This is a genomic window from Micromonospora sp. NBRC 101691 (assembly GCF_030269285.1).
In the GTDB taxonomy this organism is placed as follows: domain Bacteria; phylum Actinomycetota; class Actinomycetes; order Mycobacteriales; family Micromonosporaceae; genus Micromonospora; species Micromonospora echinospora.
The window spans coordinates 517,337-535,227 of sequence record NZ_BSTB01000001.1; the positions used below are offsets into that span (position 1 = coordinate 517,337).

The 17,891-nt window shown below is 74.6% G+C and carries 12 protein-coding genes; 7 read left to right on the top strand and 5 right to left on the bottom strand.

What is annotated here, in order from left to right; genetic code table 11:
* Positions 1–6: 6 nt before the first annotated feature.
* The 3 genes from nadA (at position 7) to QSK20_RS02195 (ending at position 3,499) form a co-directional block, all read left to right on the top strand.
* Complete coding sequence (gene nadA, locus QSK20_RS02185) at positions 7–1,182, top strand: quinolinate synthase NadA (protein ID WP_285786836.1); 1,176 nt, start codon at positions 7–9, stop codon at positions 1,180–1,182.
* Positions 1,183–1,395: 213 nt separating this feature from the next.
* Positions 1,396–2,751 carry a UDP-N-acetylglucosamine 1-carboxyvinyltransferase gene (gene murA, locus QSK20_RS02190; RefSeq protein ID WP_088982810.1) on the top strand — a complete coding sequence of 452 codons (1,356 nt, stop codon included), beginning with the start codon at positions 1,396–1,398 and terminating at the stop codon, positions 2,749–2,751.
* 109 nt (positions 2,752–2,860) lie between these two features.
* Positions 2,861–3,499 (top strand): DUF3043 domain-containing protein, encoded by a 639-nt coding sequence (locus tag QSK20_RS02195; protein WP_285786837.1) that lies wholly within the window; start codon positions 2,861–2,863, stop codon positions 3,497–3,499.
* A gap of 124 nt (positions 3,500–3,623) precedes the next feature.
* Here the strand turns inward: QSK20_RS02195 and QSK20_RS02200 are convergent, their stop codons facing one another.
* Genes QSK20_RS02200 through QSK20_RS02210 form a run of 3 tightly spaced genes read right to left on the bottom strand, consistent with a single transcriptional unit; the run spans position 3,624 to position 6,251 of the window.
* Positions 3,624–4,595: an ABC transporter ATP-binding protein gene (locus tag QSK20_RS02200; protein WP_285786838.1), complete on the bottom strand. Its 972-nt coding sequence runs from the start codon at positions 4,593–4,595 to the stop codon at positions 3,624–3,626.
* Positions 4,592–5,407, bottom strand: a complete 816-nt coding sequence (locus QSK20_RS02205; protein WP_285786839.1) for an ABC transporter permease — start codon at positions 5,405–5,407, stop codon at positions 4,592–4,594. The genes QSK20_RS02200 and QSK20_RS02205 overlap by 4 nt, the downstream gene beginning before the upstream one ends.
* Positions 5,400–6,251, bottom strand: coding sequence for an ABC transporter permease (locus tag QSK20_RS02210; protein ID WP_502888826.1), 852 nt, complete (start codon positions 6,249–6,251; stop codon positions 5,400–5,402). Before QSK20_RS02210 ends, QSK20_RS02205 begins: the two co-directional genes overlap by 8 nt.
* A gap of 162 nt (positions 6,252–6,413) precedes the next feature.
* Here QSK20_RS02210 and QSK20_RS02215 point away from each other — a divergent pair, with 162 nt between their 5' ends.
* Positions 6,414–11,600 carry a WG repeat-containing protein gene (locus QSK20_RS02215; RefSeq protein WP_285786841.1) on the top strand — a complete coding sequence of 1,729 codons (5,187 nt, stop codon included), beginning with the start codon at positions 6,414–6,416 and terminating at the stop codon, positions 11,598–11,600.
* 61 nt (positions 11,601–11,661) lie between these two features.
* Entirely contained in the window at positions 11,662–12,660 is a 999-nt protein-coding gene (locus tag QSK20_RS02220; protein WP_285786842.1) for an aldo/keto reductase family protein, read from the top strand.
* Positions 12,661–12,829: 169 nt separating this feature from the next.
* Here QSK20_RS02220 and QSK20_RS02225 read toward each other — a convergent pair whose 3' ends face one another.
* Entirely contained in the window at positions 12,830–13,627 is a 798-nt protein-coding gene (locus QSK20_RS02225) for a site-2 protease family protein (protein ID WP_285786843.1), read from the bottom strand.
* Positions 13,624–13,824 carry a hypothetical protein gene (locus QSK20_RS02230; RefSeq protein ID WP_285786844.1) on the bottom strand — a complete coding sequence of 67 codons (201 nt, stop codon included), beginning with the start codon at positions 13,822–13,824 and terminating at the stop codon, positions 13,624–13,626. The genes QSK20_RS02225 and QSK20_RS02230 overlap by 4 nt, the downstream gene beginning before the upstream one ends.
* 211 nt (positions 13,825–14,035) lie before the next feature.
* On the opposite strand from QSK20_RS02230, the gene QSK20_RS02235 reads away from it, so the two are divergent.
* Positions 14,036–15,886 carry an AMP-dependent synthetase/ligase gene (locus QSK20_RS02235; RefSeq protein ID WP_285786845.1) on the top strand — a complete coding sequence of 617 codons (1,851 nt, stop codon included), beginning with the start codon at positions 14,036–14,038 and terminating at the stop codon, positions 15,884–15,886.
* Between the two features lie 52 nt (positions 15,887–15,938).
* Positions 15,939–17,885, top strand: a complete 1,947-nt coding sequence (locus QSK20_RS02240) for a bifunctional adenosylcobinamide kinase/adenosylcobinamide-phosphate guanylyltransferase (protein ID WP_285786846.1) — start codon at positions 15,939–15,941, stop codon at positions 17,883–17,885.
* Positions 17,886–17,891 lie beyond the last annotated feature (6 nt).

The following is a 17,891-nucleotide window of genomic DNA, read 5'->3' on the forward strand; positions in this document are numbered from 1 at the left end:
GGGGTCGTGACTTCGACCTGGGTGGAACCCTCCAACACCGCGACGGCGCTGCTTCTCCTCGGCCGGGGCAGTGATCCCGTCACCGAGCGTGGCGTGGAGTGTCCGGGCGACCTGCCGGCGCCGAGCGACCCCGACCTGGTGTCCCGGGCGGCGGCGGCCAAGGCGGCGCTGGGCGACCGGGTCTTCGTCCTGGGTCACCACTACCAGCGCGACGAGGTGATCCAGTTCGCCGACGTGACCGGCGACTCGTTCAAGCTGGCCCGGGAGGCGGCGGCCCGCCCGGACGCCGAGTACATCGTCTTCTGCGGTGTGCACTTCATGGCGGAGAGCGCCGACATCCTCACGTCGGACGCCCAGAAGGTGATCCTGCCCGACCTGGCCGCCGGCTGCTCGATGGCGGACATGGCGGTGCTCTCCCAGGTGGAGACCGCCTGGGACGTGCTGACCGAGCTGGGTGTCGCCGCCGACACGGTCCCGGTGACGTACATGAACTCCTCGGCCGACATCAAGGGCTTCGTCGGCCGCAACGGCGGGGTGGTCTGCACGTCGTCGAACGCCAAGCGGGCCCTGGACTGGGCGTACGAGCAGGGCTCGAAGGTGCTCTTCCTGCCCGACCAGCACCTGGGCCGCAACACCGCCGTGCTGGAGATGGGCTTCTCGCTGGACGACTGCGTGCTCTACGACCCGCACAAGCCGAACGGCGGGCTCACCCCCGAGCAGCTCCGTGACGCACGGATGATCCTGTGGCGGGGGCACTGCTCGGTGCACGGCCGTTTCACCCTGGACAGCGTCAACGACGTACGGCAGCGGGTGCCGGGGGTCAACGTGCTGGTGCACCCGGAGTGCCGGCACGAGGTGGTCAACGCCGCCGACCAGGTGGGCTCGACCGAGTACATCATCCGGACCATCGAGGCGGCCCCGGCCGGCTCTGCCTGGGCGGTGGGCACCGAGCTGAACCTGGTCCGCCGGCTCGCGCTGGCCCACCCGGACAAGCAGATCATGTTCCTCGACAAGGCGGTCTGCTACTGCTCGACGATGAACCGGATCGACCTGCCGCACCTGGTGTGGGCGCTGGAGGAGCTGGTCGCCGGCCGGGTGGTGAACCAGATCACCGTCGATCCGGACACCACCCACCACGCCCGGGCGGCCCTGGACCAGATGCTGGCCCTGCCCGGGTCCTGACGACCGCCGGTGACCGGTGGGGTGCTGATACGTACCCCCGTCACCCTTTCACGGCATCCGATGCGGTCTGCCCGAGTCATTCTCGTCACCGAGGGCTATGCTGCCCGTGCGACGACTGAGCGAGCCGTTTACCACCGGCCGCCGTCCGGGTAGCGACGAGTCGCCGGCCCCTCAATCACCCCACACGGCAGCACCGACGCGCTGGAGGTTGCGTTGACCAACGACGTCCTGGTCGTACACGGAGGAACTCCGCTGGAAGGGCGGATCCGCGTGCGCGGCGCGAAGAACCTGGTCTCCAAGGCGATGGTCGCCGCCCTGCTCGGCGACAGCCCGAGCCGACTGTTCGACGTACCGAAGATCCGGGACGTCGAGGTGGTCCGGGGTCTGCTCGGCCTGCACGGCGTGAAGGTCAGCGACGGCCAGGAAGACGGCGAGCTGGTCTTCGACCCCGCGAACGTGGAGAGCGCGAGCACCGACCAGATCAACGTGCACGCCGGGTCGAGCCGCATCCCGATCCTGTTCTGCGGCCCGCTGCTGCACCGCCTCGGCCACGCCTTCATCCCGGACCTGGGCGGCTGCCACATCGGCCCCCGGCCGATCGACTTCCACCTCCAGGCGCTGCGCGAGTTCGGCGCGACGGTCGAGAAGACCCCGGAGGGGCTGCACCTGTCCGCGCCGAACGGCCTGCACGGCACGAAGTTCGCGCTGCCGTACCCGAGCGTGGGCGCGACCGAGCAGGTGCTGCTGACCGCGGTGATGGCCGAGGGGGTCACCGAGCTGCGGAACGCGGCGGTGGAGCCGGAGATCATCGACCTGATCTGCGTGCTCCAGAAGATGGGCGCGATCATCAAGGTGCACACCGACCGGGTGATCGAGATCCAGGGCGTGCCGAAGCTGCACGGCTACACCCACCGACCGATCCCGGACCGGATCGAGGCGGCGAGCTGGGCGGCGGCGGCGCTGGCCACCCGGGGTCACGTCGAGGTGCTCGGCGCGCAGCAGGCCGACATGATGACCTTCCTGAACGTCTTCCGCTCCGTCGGCGGCGAGTACGAGGTGACCGACACCCGTCCGCCCCGGTTGGGCGACCTCGGCCAGGAGGGCGGTATCCGGTTCTGGCACCCGGGCGGCGAGCTGCACGCCACCGCGCTGGAGACCGACGTGCACCCCGGCTTCATGACCGACTGGCAGCAGCCGCTGGTCGTCGCGCTGACCCAGGCCCGGGGTCTGTCGATCGTCCACGAGACGGTCTACGAGCAGCGGCTCGGCTACACCGAGGCGCTCAACTCGATGGGCGCGAACATCCAGGTCTACCGGGACTGCCTGGGCGGCACCCCGTGCCGCTTCGGCCGGCGCAACTTCAAGCACTCCGCGGTGATCGCGGGCCCGAGCAAGCTGCACGCCGCCGACCTGGTCATCCCGGACCTGCGCGCCGGGTTCAGCCACCTGATCGCCGCGCTCGCCGCCGAGGGCACCTCCCGGGTGTACGGCGTCGACCTGATCAACCGGGGCTACGAGGACTTCGAGGCGAAACTCGCCGACCTCGGCGCGCACGTCGAGCGCCCGTGACCGGAGCCGGCGGGGCCGCGTGGGCGGCCCGGTCGGCCGCCCCGGACTCCGGTCGGACCCACCGCCCGGCATGACCTGACTCACCCGTGCCGGCGGCCGGCGCACCGTGATGTGCACCGGCCGCCGACGGTTGGCTACCCTTCACCACGTGCCCTCGCTGTTTCGCCGCAAGTCCACCGACCTCGCCGACGAGGCCGTCACCGAGGTGACGGTGGACGAGACGTCCGACTCCGCCCGCCCGCGTGGCTACACGCCCGCGAAGGGACGGGAGACCCCGAAGCGACCCACGGCCAACCGCCGGGTCGCCGCTGCCACCAAGCCGTTGAGCAAGGAGGAGGCCAAGGAGCGGCGGCGTCGTCTGCGGGCCGAGGCGGCAGAGGAGTTCCGCCGCGAGGGCGGCCCCCGGGACCGGGGGCCGGAACGGCTGCTGGCCCGTAACGTCGTCGACTCCCGACGTACCGTCGGCACCTGGTTCTTCGGCGGCGCGCTGGTCGTGCTGATCGGCTCGTCGGCGGCGATGCCGCCGACCGTGCGCCTGGTCTCGAACCTGCTCTGGGCCGCGCTGGCGATCGGTGTGGTGATCGACTCCATCCTGATCAGCCGCAAGATCAAGAAGTTGGTCCGTGAGCGCTATCCCAACACCGGCCAGCGGATGGGCTCGCTCTACCTCTACGCGATCATGCGCTCGATCACGTTCCGCAAGATGCGCGCCCCGGCACCCCGGGTCAACCTCGGCGACCCGATCTGACGTTCCGTTCTCCCACGGTGGCAGCACCGCGCTTCTGCGGTGGTAGCAGGGGACCCCTGTTCCTCATCAAGCGGTAACAGGGGGTCCCCTGCTACCAACCGGGCACGCCCGCGCCTCCCCCGCATCACACCGGATGCGGGCTGCGGTAGAGGCGGGCCACCACGTCCTCGATGTCCGGTTCGACGATCGAGATGTCACGGAGCGTGGCGAGCCCGGCCAGCCCGGCGACCACCTCGGCCGCACCCGCCGCCTCCAGGGCGTAGACCAGCCGGTGCCCGTCCGCCTCCACCCGCTGCAACGGCGCGCCGGGCAGCGTCGGCGGCTCGGGCAGGGCGACGTCGAGTTCGGCGACCACCAGCCGGCGGGAGCCGTACCTGCTGTGCAGGGCGGCGATCGAGCCGTCGTGCACCACCCGGCCGTGGTCGATCACCACGAGACGTCGGCAGAGGCGCTCGATGTCGGCCAGGTCGTGGGTGGTGAGCACCAGGGTGGTGTCCCCGGTCCGGCCCAGCTCGGCGAGGAAGCCCCGGACCGCCTGCCGGCTGACCACGTCCAGCCCGATGGTCGGCTCGTCGAGGAAGAGCACCTGCGGGCCGTGCAGCAGGGCGGCGGTCAGCTCGCCGCGCATCCGCTGGCCGAGGGAGAGCTGGCGGACCGGGGTGTCGAGGAAGGCGTCCAGGTCGAGCAGCTCCCGGCAGCGACGCAGCCGGGCCGCGTGGTCGGCGGCCGGCACCCGGTAGACGTGCCGCAGCAGGTCGAACGAGTCGCGCAGCGGCAGGTCCCACCAGAGCTGGGAACGTTGCCCGAACACCACGCCGATGCGCAGGGCCAGCCGGGTCCGCCGGGCGACCGGCGCCAGGCCGCAGACGCGCACCCGGCCGGCGGTGGGGGTGAGCACGCCGGTGAGCATCTTCAGGGTGGTGGACTTCCCGGCCCCGTTCGGCCCGATGTAGCCGAGCATCTCGCCCCGCTCCACCCGCAGGTCGACCCCGTCGACAGCGGTGACGGTCCGCTTGTGCCGGCGCAGCCGCCCGGCCCGGACCCGCACGGTGAACTCCTTGCGCAGCTCGTGCGCCTCGATCACGGTCGTGCTCATGACCCCGTACTCCGGTAGTGTCGGACACCGATCCGCCACGCCGTGGCGGCGATCGCGGCGGCGACCACCGCGATGCCCGGCGAGGCCCACCCCACCCAGGCCGGCAGGCCGAGCGGGTCGTCCCGGCCGAGCAGCGCCAGCGCCGGGTGGTAGCTGACGAAGGCGAAGCCGAGACCGTACGCGAAGACCGCCCGGAACCAGCCCCCGAAGACCGTGACCGGGTACGAGGTGAAGTCCCGCCCGCCGTAGGTGACCGAGTTGGCCAGTTCCCCCGACTCGACCCAGTAGAACGAGACGGTCGCGGTGGCCACGAAGACCGAGCCGAAGAAGACCACCCCGGCCAGCGGGGCGAGGACCACCAGTGCCGCCCGGGCCGGGGTCCACTCGATCCCGGCCGTACCGACCGCCACCACCAGGACGGCCAGCCCGAAGACCACCCGGGAGACCTTGCGCAGCGGCAGGTCCATCAGCAGCAGTTGCGGCAGCGCGCCGAGCGGTCGCAGCAGCACCGTGTCGAACAGGCCGGTGCGGACGTACCGGGGTAGCCGCTCGATGTTGCCGACCAGCAGGTCGGCGGTGGCGAAGGCACAGGCGGAGAGGGCGACCATCACGAACGTCTCGCGCAGGGTGAAGCCGCCGAGTTCCCGGGTCACCCCGAAGAGCACGAAGACGGTGAGCACGTCGAAGACGGTCGCCCCGACGTTGCCCACCAGGTCCACGGTGAACGACACCCGGTACGCGGTCTGCGACCGTGCCTGCGCGCCGAGCAGCGCCCGGTACGCGCCGGTCGTCGTGCCGGCCGGGTCAGCCACCCTGCACCACCAGCCGACGCTCGGCCCGGCGCTGCACCAGCCGGCAGGACGCCAGGATCAGCACCGCCCAGACCACCTGGATCCCGACCAGGGCGAGCGAGATCGACGGCGGGTCGACCTCGACCAGCACGTCGAGCGGGGTCTGGAAGAGACTCGGGAACGGGGTGACGATCCACAGCGTCTGGTGGAGCCCCTCCGGCAGGAAGCGCAGCGGGAAGTAGAGCCCGGCCAGCAGACCCGAGCTGAGCGTCCACAGGATCATCGCGCCGCGGACGTCGTGCAACCAGTAGGCGGTGGCGTTGACCAGGTACCGGCAGCCGAAGCAGGCCACCACCGCCAGCAGCACCGACAGCGGGAACAGCAACGCGGTGGACCAGCGGGTCGGCAGGTAGACCTCGAAGAAGAGCGGGCCGACCAGCACCGGCGGCACCATGCGGGCCAGCACCGCGTAGCCGGCGCGGCCCAGGTCGGCGGCGAGGTGGCTGGTCACCGGATCGACCGGGCGGAGCAGGTCGCTGACCACGTCCCCGGTGCGGATCCGGTCGGCCAGGTCGGTCCAGCCCCAGAGCAGGACGACGGCGAGCAGCCCCTGCCCCATCCAGACGAAGGTGGCGAGCCGGGCCGGGTCGTAACCGGCGACCGAGCCGGCCTGCCGGGCCACGGCGAGCAGGAGGTAGCAACGGAGGAAACCGAAGACGGTGTTGGTGACCACCCCGGCCACCGCAGCCTGCCGATACGTGGAGTAACGCCGGAATCCCGATCCGACTATCGCAGCAAATGTCCGAAACCATAGGATAACGTTTGAGTGCCGGGCCGGTCCCACAGTGGCGGTGACGGAGCCCACGCCGTTACCCTCCTTCCGCAGCCACCCAGTGCCGGACCGGGCGACTCTACAGACACGCCCCGGCTGCCAGCGCGACAATTTCCGACGAGGTGACACCGCCGTGAGCGACCGACGCGATCCGGCCCCCCGGGCGCGGCGCGCGGGCGGGCGGAAGGTCACCGGATGAGCGGATACGACCGCTGGCGCGACCCGGCCGAACCGTCCTGGATGGTCGAGCCGACCACCGAGTGGCATCCCCAGTTCCCGGGGCAGCGCTACCCCGGCGACATCGGCATCCAGCAGGTCCCGTTCCGGGGCGACCGCAACCGGGCCACCGCCACCGGCCGGGCCGAGGTGGTCCCACTGGTGCCGCTCGACCAGGACGGCCGGTACCGGCGCGGGCCCGCCCGCGACGACCACGGCGGCCCCGCCGGACAGGGCTGGTCGGGTCGGTGGGACGAACAGCGGTCCCCGGTCGACGACCCGTACGCCCGGCCGTCCACGGGATGGCCACCGCCGCAGGACCGCCACCCGGTGGAGCCGGCTCCGAACACGGGATGGCGGACCGGTCCACCGGCCGACCAGCCCCGCCCCGACCTCCGGCACCAACCGCCCGGGTGGACGGTCGACCGCGACCGGCCCCGGGGCCGGGAGCCGGACCGTCCCGGCGGCTGGCACGGCGACCGCCCGCAGCACGGGCCCGACGGGTGGGCGGCGTCGAGCCGCGACCCCCGCCCGTACCCACCGGTCTCCCCCGCGCCGCGGCAGGAGCCGGGATGGCTGCCGGAGCCCGGGGAGCATTCCCCGTACGGCGGGCGCCGGCCCGAGCCCGAGGAGCCGCCGTACGGCGCACGCTGGCACGACCCGCCGGAGCGGCGGGGCTACCCGGTGCCCCGGCGCACGACGCCCGGGCCTGACGCGTCCGGGCGCCCGGTTTCCCGACCCGACGTGCCCGAGCACACCGGGCCCGGACACGACCGTCCGGACGGCGCGACGGACGGCCGCCGGGACGGCTGGACCGCACACCGCTCCCCGGAACGGGAGCCGTTCCGGCCGCCGGTCGCCCCACCCCCGCCCCCGGCCGACGCCACCTCCCCGTGGCCCGACCGCCCGGCCACCGGACCCGAGCGGCGCTGGTCCGGCGAACACCGCTCCGGAGACGACCGGCACACCCGTCCGCAGTGGTCCCGGGACGACACCCGGGCCTACCCCCGGCAGCCCGTCGCCCGGGACGACGCGTCGGTGGCTCCACCGTGGTCGGAGAGCCGGAGCGAACCCGCGCCCCGCGCCCGGGACTGGTTTCCGGCCGACGACGAGACCACCCAGGCGTGGTCCCGCCCGGGTCGGCCGGGGGTCCCCGAGACCGCCCGGCCGCAGCCGCAGGACGACCCCGTGCACATGCGGCCGGGAGACACCCCCGAGGACGCCCGACCACAACCGTGGGACGCCGGGGCCCGACGGTGGGACGCCCGGCCGGAGGAGCCGACGCGGGCGCGGCAGGAGTGGTCCCCGGAGGTCGAGGACACCGCCCGGATCGGGCCGGCCCGGTCGACGGCCCGGGACGAGCAGCTCGTCCCCGAGTGGGAACGCCTGACGGCGGAGGATCTGCGCCCGGTCACGTCACCACCGGCCGAACCACCCACCGCCACGCCGACCGTGGCGCCGACGCCGTCTGCGGCCAACGACGAAACCGGTCCCGTGCCGGAGGTCGGCGGAGCGGCTGCCGTACCGGCCGACGGTCCGGCCTCGTCCGCACCGACCACCGCACCGGCCCTCGGTGGGCTGCGCCTGGAGTTCCTGCCCTCCCCCGGGGCCGCAGGCACACCTGGACAGACCACGGACGACGATGCCGCCGTCCCGGACGCGTACCGCCCCACGCCGGATGCGGACACCGACGGGGCCGAGCCGGCACCCGGTCACGTCCGCCCCGCGCCGGAGGCCGAGGACGCCGTTGCGGGCACCCGGACGGACCGTACCCTCGACGAGGCGGGCCGCCAGGGCGACGCGGATCTGTCCGAGCCCACGGACGAGGAAGCCGCGACCGGCACCCACCCGGCCCCCGACGCCCCGGAGACGACGGACGACCGGCTCGACACGCCGGTCCCGGCCAACGGCACCGACGATCCGGCACCGGGGACGGCCGTGGTGGAGGCGTCGACCGACACCGTCGACACCGGACCGGCCCGGGCCCCGGAGCCGGAGCCGGAGCCGGTCGACCACGACCGGCCTGATCACGTCGGCGACGACCGGCCGACGGGATCAGCCGGTGAGGCTGACGACCCGACGCGCGTTCCCCGCACCGGCCCTACCGACGGCGACAGCAACGACGGACGCGAGGTCACACCTCGGAACCCCGGCCACGGACCGGCCCTGGACGTACCAGCCGACGAGGTGGGGACCGGGGCGGAACCCGCCGCAGCGGAACAGGCTGCCGCGCCAGGGACGGCTGCCATACCGGAACCGGTTGCCGCACCAGAGATCGCCGGCACGCCGGAGCCGGTCCGCCCGGTGGACACGGTCGGCAGGATCGACACGGCCGGCGGGGTGGCGGCCGATGCGGGCGCCACCACGCCGGAGACGGTCGGCGCACCCGTGTCCCCGCCGTCGGCGGACGATCCGCTCGTGTCGGCGCCACCGGTGGACGCACCGCCGCCGCCCGACGTACCACCGCTGAACGCGGCGGGGCCCGACGCGCCGGTGCTCGACGGGCCGCCACCCGACGTGCCTGCGGACGCACCGCCGGTCTCCCCCACGCCGCCGGCCGTGCCGGAGCCGGCCGACGACGACGAGCCCACCACCGCTGCCCCGGCGGTGACCGGCACCGGGTCGGCCGGGGGCCTCGACGTGGCGGCACCGGTGCCGGCGGAGCCCGTCCCGGTGCCGTCCGGGTCCGCTGCCGTCCGACCGGTCTCCGCGTCCCCGGTGGACGGTGCCGAGGTCCCGCCCGACGAGACCGCCACCGCACCCGTCTCCGCGCCGCCGGTCGCTCCACGGCCGGTCTCCGCACCACCCGTCCCCGCACCGCCCGTCGCCCCACCGCCTGTCTCCGCACCGCCCGTCTCCGCACCGCCGGTCGCCCCTCCGCCCGGCTCCGCGCCACCCGTCGCTCCACGGCCGGTCTCCGCGCCACCCGTCGCTGCACGGTCCGCGGCCGACGCGCCGGGGTCCATGCCGCCCGAGCCTCTGGTTCCCGAGCCCGTGGTTCCCGTGTCCGCGCCGCCCGTGTTCGGCATACCGACGCCCGCCACGCCGCCGCCGGCCCGTCCCGTGTCGGCTCCCCCGATCTCCGCCGTACCGGTGTCGGCGCGCCAGGTGCCCGACGCGCCCGTGACAGCTGCGGTGTCGGCCCCGCCGGCTCAGGTAACCGTTCCGGAACCGCTGTCGGAGGACACTGGCGGCGCGTCGTCGCCACCGGACGCACCGGAACCCGGGGCGTTCAGCACGGTCCGGCCCTCCAGTGCTCCGGTGTCGCCGCCGGCCGACGTGCCACCGGGCCCGTCGCCGCGCGTTCCGGTCGATCCTCACGGGGCGGACGCCTGGTTCCGGCCGAAACAGCCGGTGTCCCCCACACCGCCGGCCCCGTCGACGCCGGTGCCCGACCGGTGGCGCACGGAGGCCGGCGCTCCGCCGGGACCCGCTCCCGACCCGGCCCGCCCGCCTGCCACGCCCCCGGTCTCCCCGGTCTCGGCGCCCCCGGCCTTCCGTCCCGTCGTCGCGCCCGCAGGTTCCTCCGTCTCCACCCCGCCGGAGCGCTCCGGCTCCGTGGCGACGGGCCGGCCGACCTCCGCGCCACCGCAACAGCCCGTCTCACCGGCGCCGGGCCGACCGGTCTCCGCACCACCGGCACGTCCTGTCTCCGGAGCGCCGTACCGACCCGTCTCCGGGCCACCGGGGCAGCCCGTGTCACCGGCACCGGGCCGACCGACTGCGGCACCGCCCGGACGTCCCGTCTCCGGACCACCGCACCGACCGGTCTCCGGACCGTCCGGCCACGCCCTGTTCGCGCCGTCCGTGGGGCGGGCCCGGGACGGCGACGGCCCGGCATCCGACCGGACGGGACCGTTCCGCCCGGATCCGGAGCAGTGGCTGTCCGGACGCCGCTGGCGGCTCCACCCGGAGACCCTGCGCGAGGTGGTCGACGCGCCGGACGCCCTCCGGGAGGCTCGGCACGGCCTGACCGAGAAGCTGGGCGACGTCGCCGACAACCGTTCGCGGGCCCGGCTGCTCAGCCTCCGCGCGGTGACCAACCGGATGCTGGGTGACCTCGACGACGCGCTCGACGACGGCCGGCTCGCGCTGACCTACGCCGAGGCCACCGGCGAGCTGCGGCGCACCGCGCTGGTGCGGGCCCGGCTGGCCCGGGTGCTCCAGTGGCGGGGCGAGTTCGCCGAGGCCGACCGTCTCCTCACCGAGGCGAACTCCCCGGAGCTGCCCGACCGGCTCCGGGCCACCCTGCACGAGCACCTGGCCCGCTCCGGCTACGAGCAGGGTCGGCTCGTCGAGGCCTGCCAGCACTTCGAACGGGCCCTGGACCTGCGCCGGGGCGAGGACCGCGAGCAGATCGCGCGGACCGAGGTGGCGCTGGACGCGGTCCTCGCAAAGGCCGCCGCGGAGGGCTTCGGACCGCTCCCCCGGGCCCGGGAGGAGATTCTCCAGACGCGCCGGCCACCGGTGCCGAGCCTCGACGAGGAGCAACAGCTCTGGGGGTACGCCGACGTCGAGGGCGAACTGGTCGTGGCCGCCGGGTACGCCGAGGTGCAGCCGTTCCGCGAGGGGGTCGCCTGGGTACGCCGCCCGGACGTCGACGGCTGGGAGCTGATCGACGACACCGGGACGACCCTGGTCGACGCGTCCTACCTCGACGTCCGCTCGTTCTCCGACGGCCTGGCCTGGGTGTCCCGGGACTCCTCCGGTGGCTGGCAGGCGGTCGACACCGCCGGCGTGGTGGTCGTCCCGTCGCGTTTCGACGACGTCCGGCCGTTCCGGCGAGGGGTGGCGGCGGTCCGGGTCGACGGCGCGTGGGGCGCGGTCGACCGGTCCGGGCGGATGGTGGTGCCCCCGAGGTACGCCGGCTTCACCACCCCGCTCGCCGACGGCCGGTACGTCGACGGCTTCACCGACGAGGGGCTGGCCGTGGTGGATCTCGGCGGCCGGCGCGGTGTGCTGGACCGGTCGGGTCGCGTGGTCGTCGCGCCGGAACACGCCGCGGTGGTCGTCCACCCGGTCGCCTTCCTGGTCCGGGACACGGCCGGCCGGTGGGGCGCGCTGGACCGACGGGGCGAGCCGCTGATCGAGCCGGCGCACGGCAGCCGGGACCGGCTGATGGCGGAGATCGACCACCTGCTGGCGGACACCGAGCCGTTGCTCTGATGGGCACCGGCACGCCGGGGCGTCCTCCTGGTGAGGGCCGGATCCGGGCTAGGGTCGAGGCATGAAATTCCGTCACCTGGGCCGTTCGGGCCTGATGGTCAGCGAAATCTCGTACGGCAACTGGATCACCCACGGGTCGCAGGTCGAGGAGGATGCCGCGCTGGCCTGCGTCCGGGCCGCCCTCGACGTCGGCATCACCACCTTCGACACCGCCGACGTGTACGCCGCCACCCGGGCCGAGGAGGTCCTCGGGCGGGCGCTGCACGGCGAGCGCCGCGAGGGGCTGGAGATCTTCACCAAGGTCTTCTGGCCGACGGGTCCGGGGCGCAACGACCGGGGACTGTCCCGCAAGCACATCATGGAGTCGATCAACGGCTCGCTGCGTCGGCTGGGCACCGACTACGTGGATCTCTACCAGGCCCACCGGTACGACTACAGCACCCCGCTGGAGGAGACGATGGAGGCGTTCGCCGACATCGTGCACTCCGGCAAGGCGCACTACATCGGCGTCTCGGAGTGGAAGGCGTCGCAGATCCGCGAGGCCCACCAGCTCGCCCGTGAGCTGCGCATCCCGCTGGTCTCCAACCAGCCGCAGTACTCGATGTTGTGGCGGGTGATCGAGGCCGAGGTGGTCCCCACCAGCGAGGAGCTGGGCGTCGGCCAGATCGTCTGGTCGCCGATGGCGCAGGGCGTCCTCTCCGGCAAGTACCTGCCGGGGCAGCCGCCGCCGGCCGGTTCCCGGGCGACCGACGAGAAGTCCGGCGCGGCGTTCGTGGCGAGGTTCCTCACCGACGAGGTGCTCACCGCCGTGCAGCGGCTCAGGCCGCTCGCCGAGCAGGCCGGGCTGAGCATGGCCCAGCTCGCCATCGCCTGGGTGCTCCAGAACCCGAACGTCTCCTCCGCGATCATCGGCGCCTCCCGTCCGGAGCAGGTGCACGACAACGTCAAGGCGAGCGGCGTGAAGCTGGACGCGGACCTGCTCAAGGCGATCGACGAGATCGTCGGCCCGATCACCGAGCGGGACCCGGCCAAGACGGAGAGCCCCGCCAAGCGGCCCTGACCGCCGGGACCGGTCCGGGCCGTCGGTCGACCACGACGACGACCCGGACCGGTCGGCCGGCGGGGCGGCCGGCGGGGCGGCCGGCGGGTGGACGGAACCCGGACGGTGGGTCGACGGAATCCGGGCGGTGGACCGGGCCGGGGGCCGGCGGAACCGGGGACGGGCCGGGTCAGGACTGCCAGAAGCGGATCAGGTCGAGCCCGTGTGCGTAGAGCGGCGCGGGCAGGCCGAGGACGTCGCCGACGGCGAAGACCGCGCCGAAGAACCAACCGGCGATACGCGGGTTCCACAGCAGCGCGAAGAGCAGGATGAACCCGTACGGCGCGAACAGGTCGTACATTCGTCGCCACTGCGGGTTGAGCCACGGCTGGATCATGTTGCCGCCGTCCAGGCCCGGCACCGGGAGCAGGTTGAGCGCGCTCGCGGTGAGCTGGAGGAAGGCCAGCAGCGCCAGGGCGGCGAGGAACTCCAGCGGGGCGGGACCGGTCAGCCGCAGGGCCAGGATCAGCACCAGGGTGAACACCACGTTGGTGGCCGGGCCGGCGAGGCTGACCAGCGTGTGCCGTAGCCGACCGGGAATCCGGTGCCGGTCCACCCAGACCGCGCCGCCGGGCAGTCCGATGCCGCCGAGCAGCACCACGACCACCGGCAGCACGATCGACAGCAGCGGGTGACTGTACTTCAGCGGGTTGAGGGTCAGGTAGCCCCGGTGCGCCACGCTCCGGTCGCCGGCCCGGAAGGCCACGATCGCGTGGGCGTACTCGTGCAGGCAGAGCGAGACCAGCCAGCCGGAGACGACGAAGAGGAACACGTCCAGCCGGACGTTGCCGACCCGGTGCCAGGTGAGGACGGCACTGGTGACGAAGAGCGCGACCAGGGCCAGGAAGACGGGGCTGGGCCGGAACGCCGCCCGGGGCACGCCGAGCACCAGCCGCTCGCCGCCGCCCGGGCGGTCGTACCCGGTCACTCGGCGGCGGGCGCGAGGCTCATCCGGTACTCGACCCGGTCGTCCTCGACCAGGTCGACCGCGGTGACCCCGGACGAGGCGAGCTGCCGCCAGGTCTGCCCGATCCAGGACTCGGCGTCCGCCTGGCTGCTGAACGACTCGGTGGGCCCGTCCACCGACTCGCCGTTCGCGCCCTCGTACCGCCAGCTCCACGGCATGCCGTGTCTCCCCTCGCTGATGCGTCCCGCCCAAGACGGCCGTTGCCAGCCTAGTCGGCGTACCGGCTCCGGGACATGGACGGCCGTCGCCGCTGGCGACGTCTAGCACCCCGGACGGCGCGGCGCGGCGGTTCACGCGTTCCCCGCCGGCGCCGCCCTGTCCCGCGACATGATCGGCCGGGACTCCTCGAACGGCGCTGGAGGTGCGGTGGTGCGGGACGTGGCGGTGGCGCCGGTGGTCACCGGCGTCGGGGGCGGCGGTGTGGCCGGCATGCTGTGGGAGAACGCCCGCCGGGACCCGGAGGCGGTGCTGTTCCTCCGCCCGGACCCGGACCAGCGGGCCTGGCCGTCCCCGCAGCCGGTGGTCGACGGTGTCACGCCGGTGACCTGCCGGCAGTTCCGCGACGAGGTGATCGCCCTGGCACGGGGGTTCGCGGCGGTCGGCGTGGCGGCCGGGGACCGGGTGGGGCTGGTGAGCCGGACCCGGTACGAGTGGACCCTGGTCGACTACGCCCTCTGGTCGATCGGCGCGGTGCCGGTGCCGGTGTACGACACGTCGAGCCCGGACCAGGTGGCCTGGATCCTCGCCGACGCGGGGGCCGTGGCCTGCGTGGTGGAGACCGCCGGCCACGCCCGGACGCTGGCCGGCCTGCGGCCCGACCTGCCGGAGCTGCGGCTCGTCTGGCAGATCGACGCCGGCGCCCTGGTGGACCTGGTGGAACGGGGGCACGCCGTCGACCCGGAGAGCGTGTCGGCCCGGCGGTGCGCGGTCGGTGGCGAGGACATCGCCACGATCGTCTACACCAGTGGCACCACCGGCCGCCCCAAGGGCTGCGTGCTGACGCACCGCAACATCCTGCTCGACGTCAGCAACGCCACCGCCGTCCTGCCGGAGCTGTTCCGCGCGGAGGCGTCCACCGTGCTGTTCCTGCCCCTGGCGCACGCGTTCGCCCGGCTGGTGCAGGTCGGGGCGGTGCGGGCCCGCGCGACCCTGGTGCACGTCGGCGACCCGTCCGGCCTGGTCGACCAGCTCCAGCGGTTCCGTCCCACGTTCGTGCTGGCCGTGCCGAGGGTGTTCGAGAAACTGCACGACCGGATCCGGCAGCGCCCCGGCGAGGGGCGGCGGGTCGGGGTCGCGGTCCGGGGCTGGGCGACCGAGGCGGCGTACCGGGTGGCGGTCGCGTACAGCCGGCGTCTGGACACCCCCGCCGGGCCGGGGGCCGCGCTGCGCCTGGCCCACCTGCTGTGCGACGTGGTCGCGTACCGACGGGTGCGGCGGGTGCTGGGCGGTCGGTGCCGGGTGGCCATCGTCGGCGGCGCGCCGGTGGGCGAGCGGATGGCGCACTTCTTCCGGGGGGCCGGGATCCTCCTGCTGGAGGGGTACGGGCTGACCGAGACCTCGCCGGCGCTGGCGGTGAACCGTCCCTCGGCGCTCCGGATCGGCACGGTCGGCCGCCCCCTGCCCGGCGTGTGGCTGGCGATCGCCGGTGACGGTGAGGTCCTCGTCCGGGGCGACGTGGTGTTCCGGGGGTACTGGAACAACCCGGAGGCGACCCGGGAGGCGTTCACCGCCGACGGGTGGCTGCGCACCGGTGATCTCGGCAGCGTCGACGCCGACGGCTACCTGCGGATCACCGGACGGAAGAAGGAGATCATCGTCACCGCCTCCGGCAAGAACGTGGCACCCGCCCCGATCGAGGCCCGCATCCGCGCTCATCCCCTGGTCAGCCAGTGCATGCTGGTCGGTGACGGCCGGCCGTACGTGGCCGCGCTGGTCACCGTCGACCCGCGCCGGTTCGCCAGGTGGCGGGAGGAGCACGGGCGGCCGGACGCCTCGGTGGCCGAGCTGCGCGAGGACCCCGCGCTGCGCCGGGAGATCCAGACCGCCGTCGACCGGGCCAACCGGTCCGTCTCGCACGCGGAGGCGGTGAAGACCTTCCGGATCCTGCCCAGGGATCTCACCGAGGACGCCGGGGAACTCACCCCCACCCTCAAGGTCCGGCGGGACGTGGTGCGCGAGCGGTACGCCGCCGACGTCGCCGCCCTCTACCCCGACCGTTGAGGTACGTCGCACCTGCGGGGTCGGAACGCGAACGGTGGCCTAAGGTACGGGCATGTCCGTAGACGGCTGCAACACGGTCCTGGTGCTCGGCGGTATCCGGTCCGGCAAGTCCGAGTTCGCCGAAGCACTGGTGGCCGACGCGGTCACGGTCCGTTACGTGGCGACCGCGACCGGCGGGGACCCCGACGACGCCGAGTGGGCGGCCCGGTTGGCGGCGCACCGCAGCCGTCGCCCGGAGACCTGGACCACCGAGGAGACCGGTGACGACCCGCGCCGGCTGGCCGACGTGCTCGCCTCGGCGCAGCCGCACGAGACGCTGCTCGTGGACGACCTCGGCGGCTGGGTGACCGTGCTGCTCGACCCGGCCCACCAGCCGGCCGACGACACGGTCACCATCGCCGAGCTGGCCGAGGCGGTCCGGGCCTGCCCGGCGCGTCTGGTGCTGGTGAGCCCGGAGGTGGGGCTGTCGCTGGTGCCGACCACCCCGCTCGGGCGGGCCTTCGCCGACGCGCTCGGGTCGGCCAACCGGGCCGTCGCCGACGCCTGCGACGCGGTGGCGCTGGTGGTGGCCGGGCAGGCCTGCTGGCTGAAGCGGTCCGACGCCCCGTCGGCCGGCGCCGCCGGGTCGCCGCCCGTCCCGTCCCTGGTCGATCCGGTCCCGATGGACCCGGCCGCGCCGAACGGGCACCGGGCGGGCATCCCGACGCAGGCGGGCCCGTCGGAACCGGACGCGCCGGTCACCGCCGCCCCGGGCGGTGGCGCTCCGCTGACGGAAGCCGCCCTGCCCGAGGTGCTCACCCCGGGTGTCCCGCCCGCCGCGCGACCGGCGGACGGCGCCGGCTGGGCCGCGCCGACCATGACCCTGCCGATGGTCGCCACCGGCCTGGTCATCCAGAGCGGCATGGAACTGCCCCTGCCGGACGAGTACGCCGGCCCGCAGGCCGTGGAACGCCTCGCCACCCGGGACGTGCCGGGGGCGGGTCTCGGCGTCCTGGAGCGGGTGGTCGGCTTCGCCGCCGCCACCCAGGGCACGCCCACCCCGCAGCCGTGGGGGCCGGTACGGGTCCTGCTGCTGCACGGTGACCACGAGGGCGGGGCCTCCGCCGGGTCGACCGTCGACGAGTCGGCCCGCCGGGCCGCGCAGGCGCGCGCCGGGGTCGGGGTGCTGGCCCGCCTCGCCGCCGAGAACGGCGCGACCCTCCAGGTGGTGGACGCCCCCACGGCCGCGCCGATGGAGGTCGGGGCGGCGCTGACCGCCGAGGCGGTCGAGTCGGCGCTGCGGCACGGCTGGCGCCTCGCCGAGGAGGCCGCCGACGCGGGCGTACACCTGCTGGTGCTGGCCGCCTGCGGCGCCGGCACCGAGGCCGCCGCGGCGGCGGTGCTGGCCGCCACGGCGGGGGCGGAACCGCCGGCCGTGCTCGGCCGGGTGGTCCGTGACGGCACGGTCGACGACACGGCGTGGATGACCCGCTGCGCGACGGTCCGCGACGCCCTGCACCGGACCCGCCACGCGTCCCGCGACGCGAAGACGGTCCTGACCGAGCTGGGCGGCGGTGACATCGCGGTGGCCACCGGGATCCTGCTCGGCGCGACCGCCCGCCGACTGCCGGTGCTGCTGGACGGTCCGGTGGGCGTGGCGGCCGGCATGGTCAGCCGGGACCTGGCCGGGCAGGCCCGCCACTGGTGCCTGCTGCCCGACGACGGTGGGCACCCCGCTGTCCGGCTCGCCGCCGACGTGCTCGGCCTCTCCCCCCTGCTCGACCTGCGGCTCGACCTCGGAGAGGGCGCGAACGCCCTGGCCGCGCTGCCGCTGCTGCGCTCGGTGCTGGCGCTGTCCGCCGCGCTCCCCGCCCGGGAGGACGACGCCGGCCCCGCCGGTGAACCGGCCGACGAGGAGACGCCCGAGTTCGCCGAGCCGGAGCCGGCCGGCCCCGGACCGGCCACCACCGGCTCGGACGACGAGGAGCGGACGGACGCTCCCGACCGGCATGCCGGCTGAGCCGCC

What these genes read in the sequence shown, in the direction of transcription:
- QSK20_RS02195 (WP_285786837.1), top strand. Translation starts at nt 2,861, where the DNA reads ATGTGCACCGGCCGCCGACGGTTGGCTACCCTTCACCACGTGCCCTCG.
- QSK20_RS02200 (WP_285786838.1), bottom strand. Translation starts at nt 4,595, where the DNA reads ATGAGCACGACCGTGATCGAGGCGCACGAGCTGCGCAAGGAGTTCACC.
- QSK20_RS02215 (WP_285786841.1), top strand. Translation starts at nt 6,414, where the DNA reads ATGAGCGGATACGACCGCTGGCGCGACCCGGCCGAACCGTCCTGGATG.
- QSK20_RS02220 (WP_285786842.1), top strand. Translation starts at nt 11,662, where the DNA reads ATGAAATTCCGTCACCTGGGCCGTTCGGGCCTGATGGTCAGCGAAATC.
- QSK20_RS02230 (WP_285786844.1), bottom strand. Translation starts at nt 13,824, where the DNA reads ATGCCGTGGAGCTGGCGGTACGAGGGCGCGAACGGCGAGTCGGTGGAC.
- QSK20_RS02240 (WP_285786846.1), top strand. Translation starts at nt 15,939, where the DNA reads ATGTCCGTAGACGGCTGCAACACGGTCCTGGTGCTCGGCGGTATCCGG.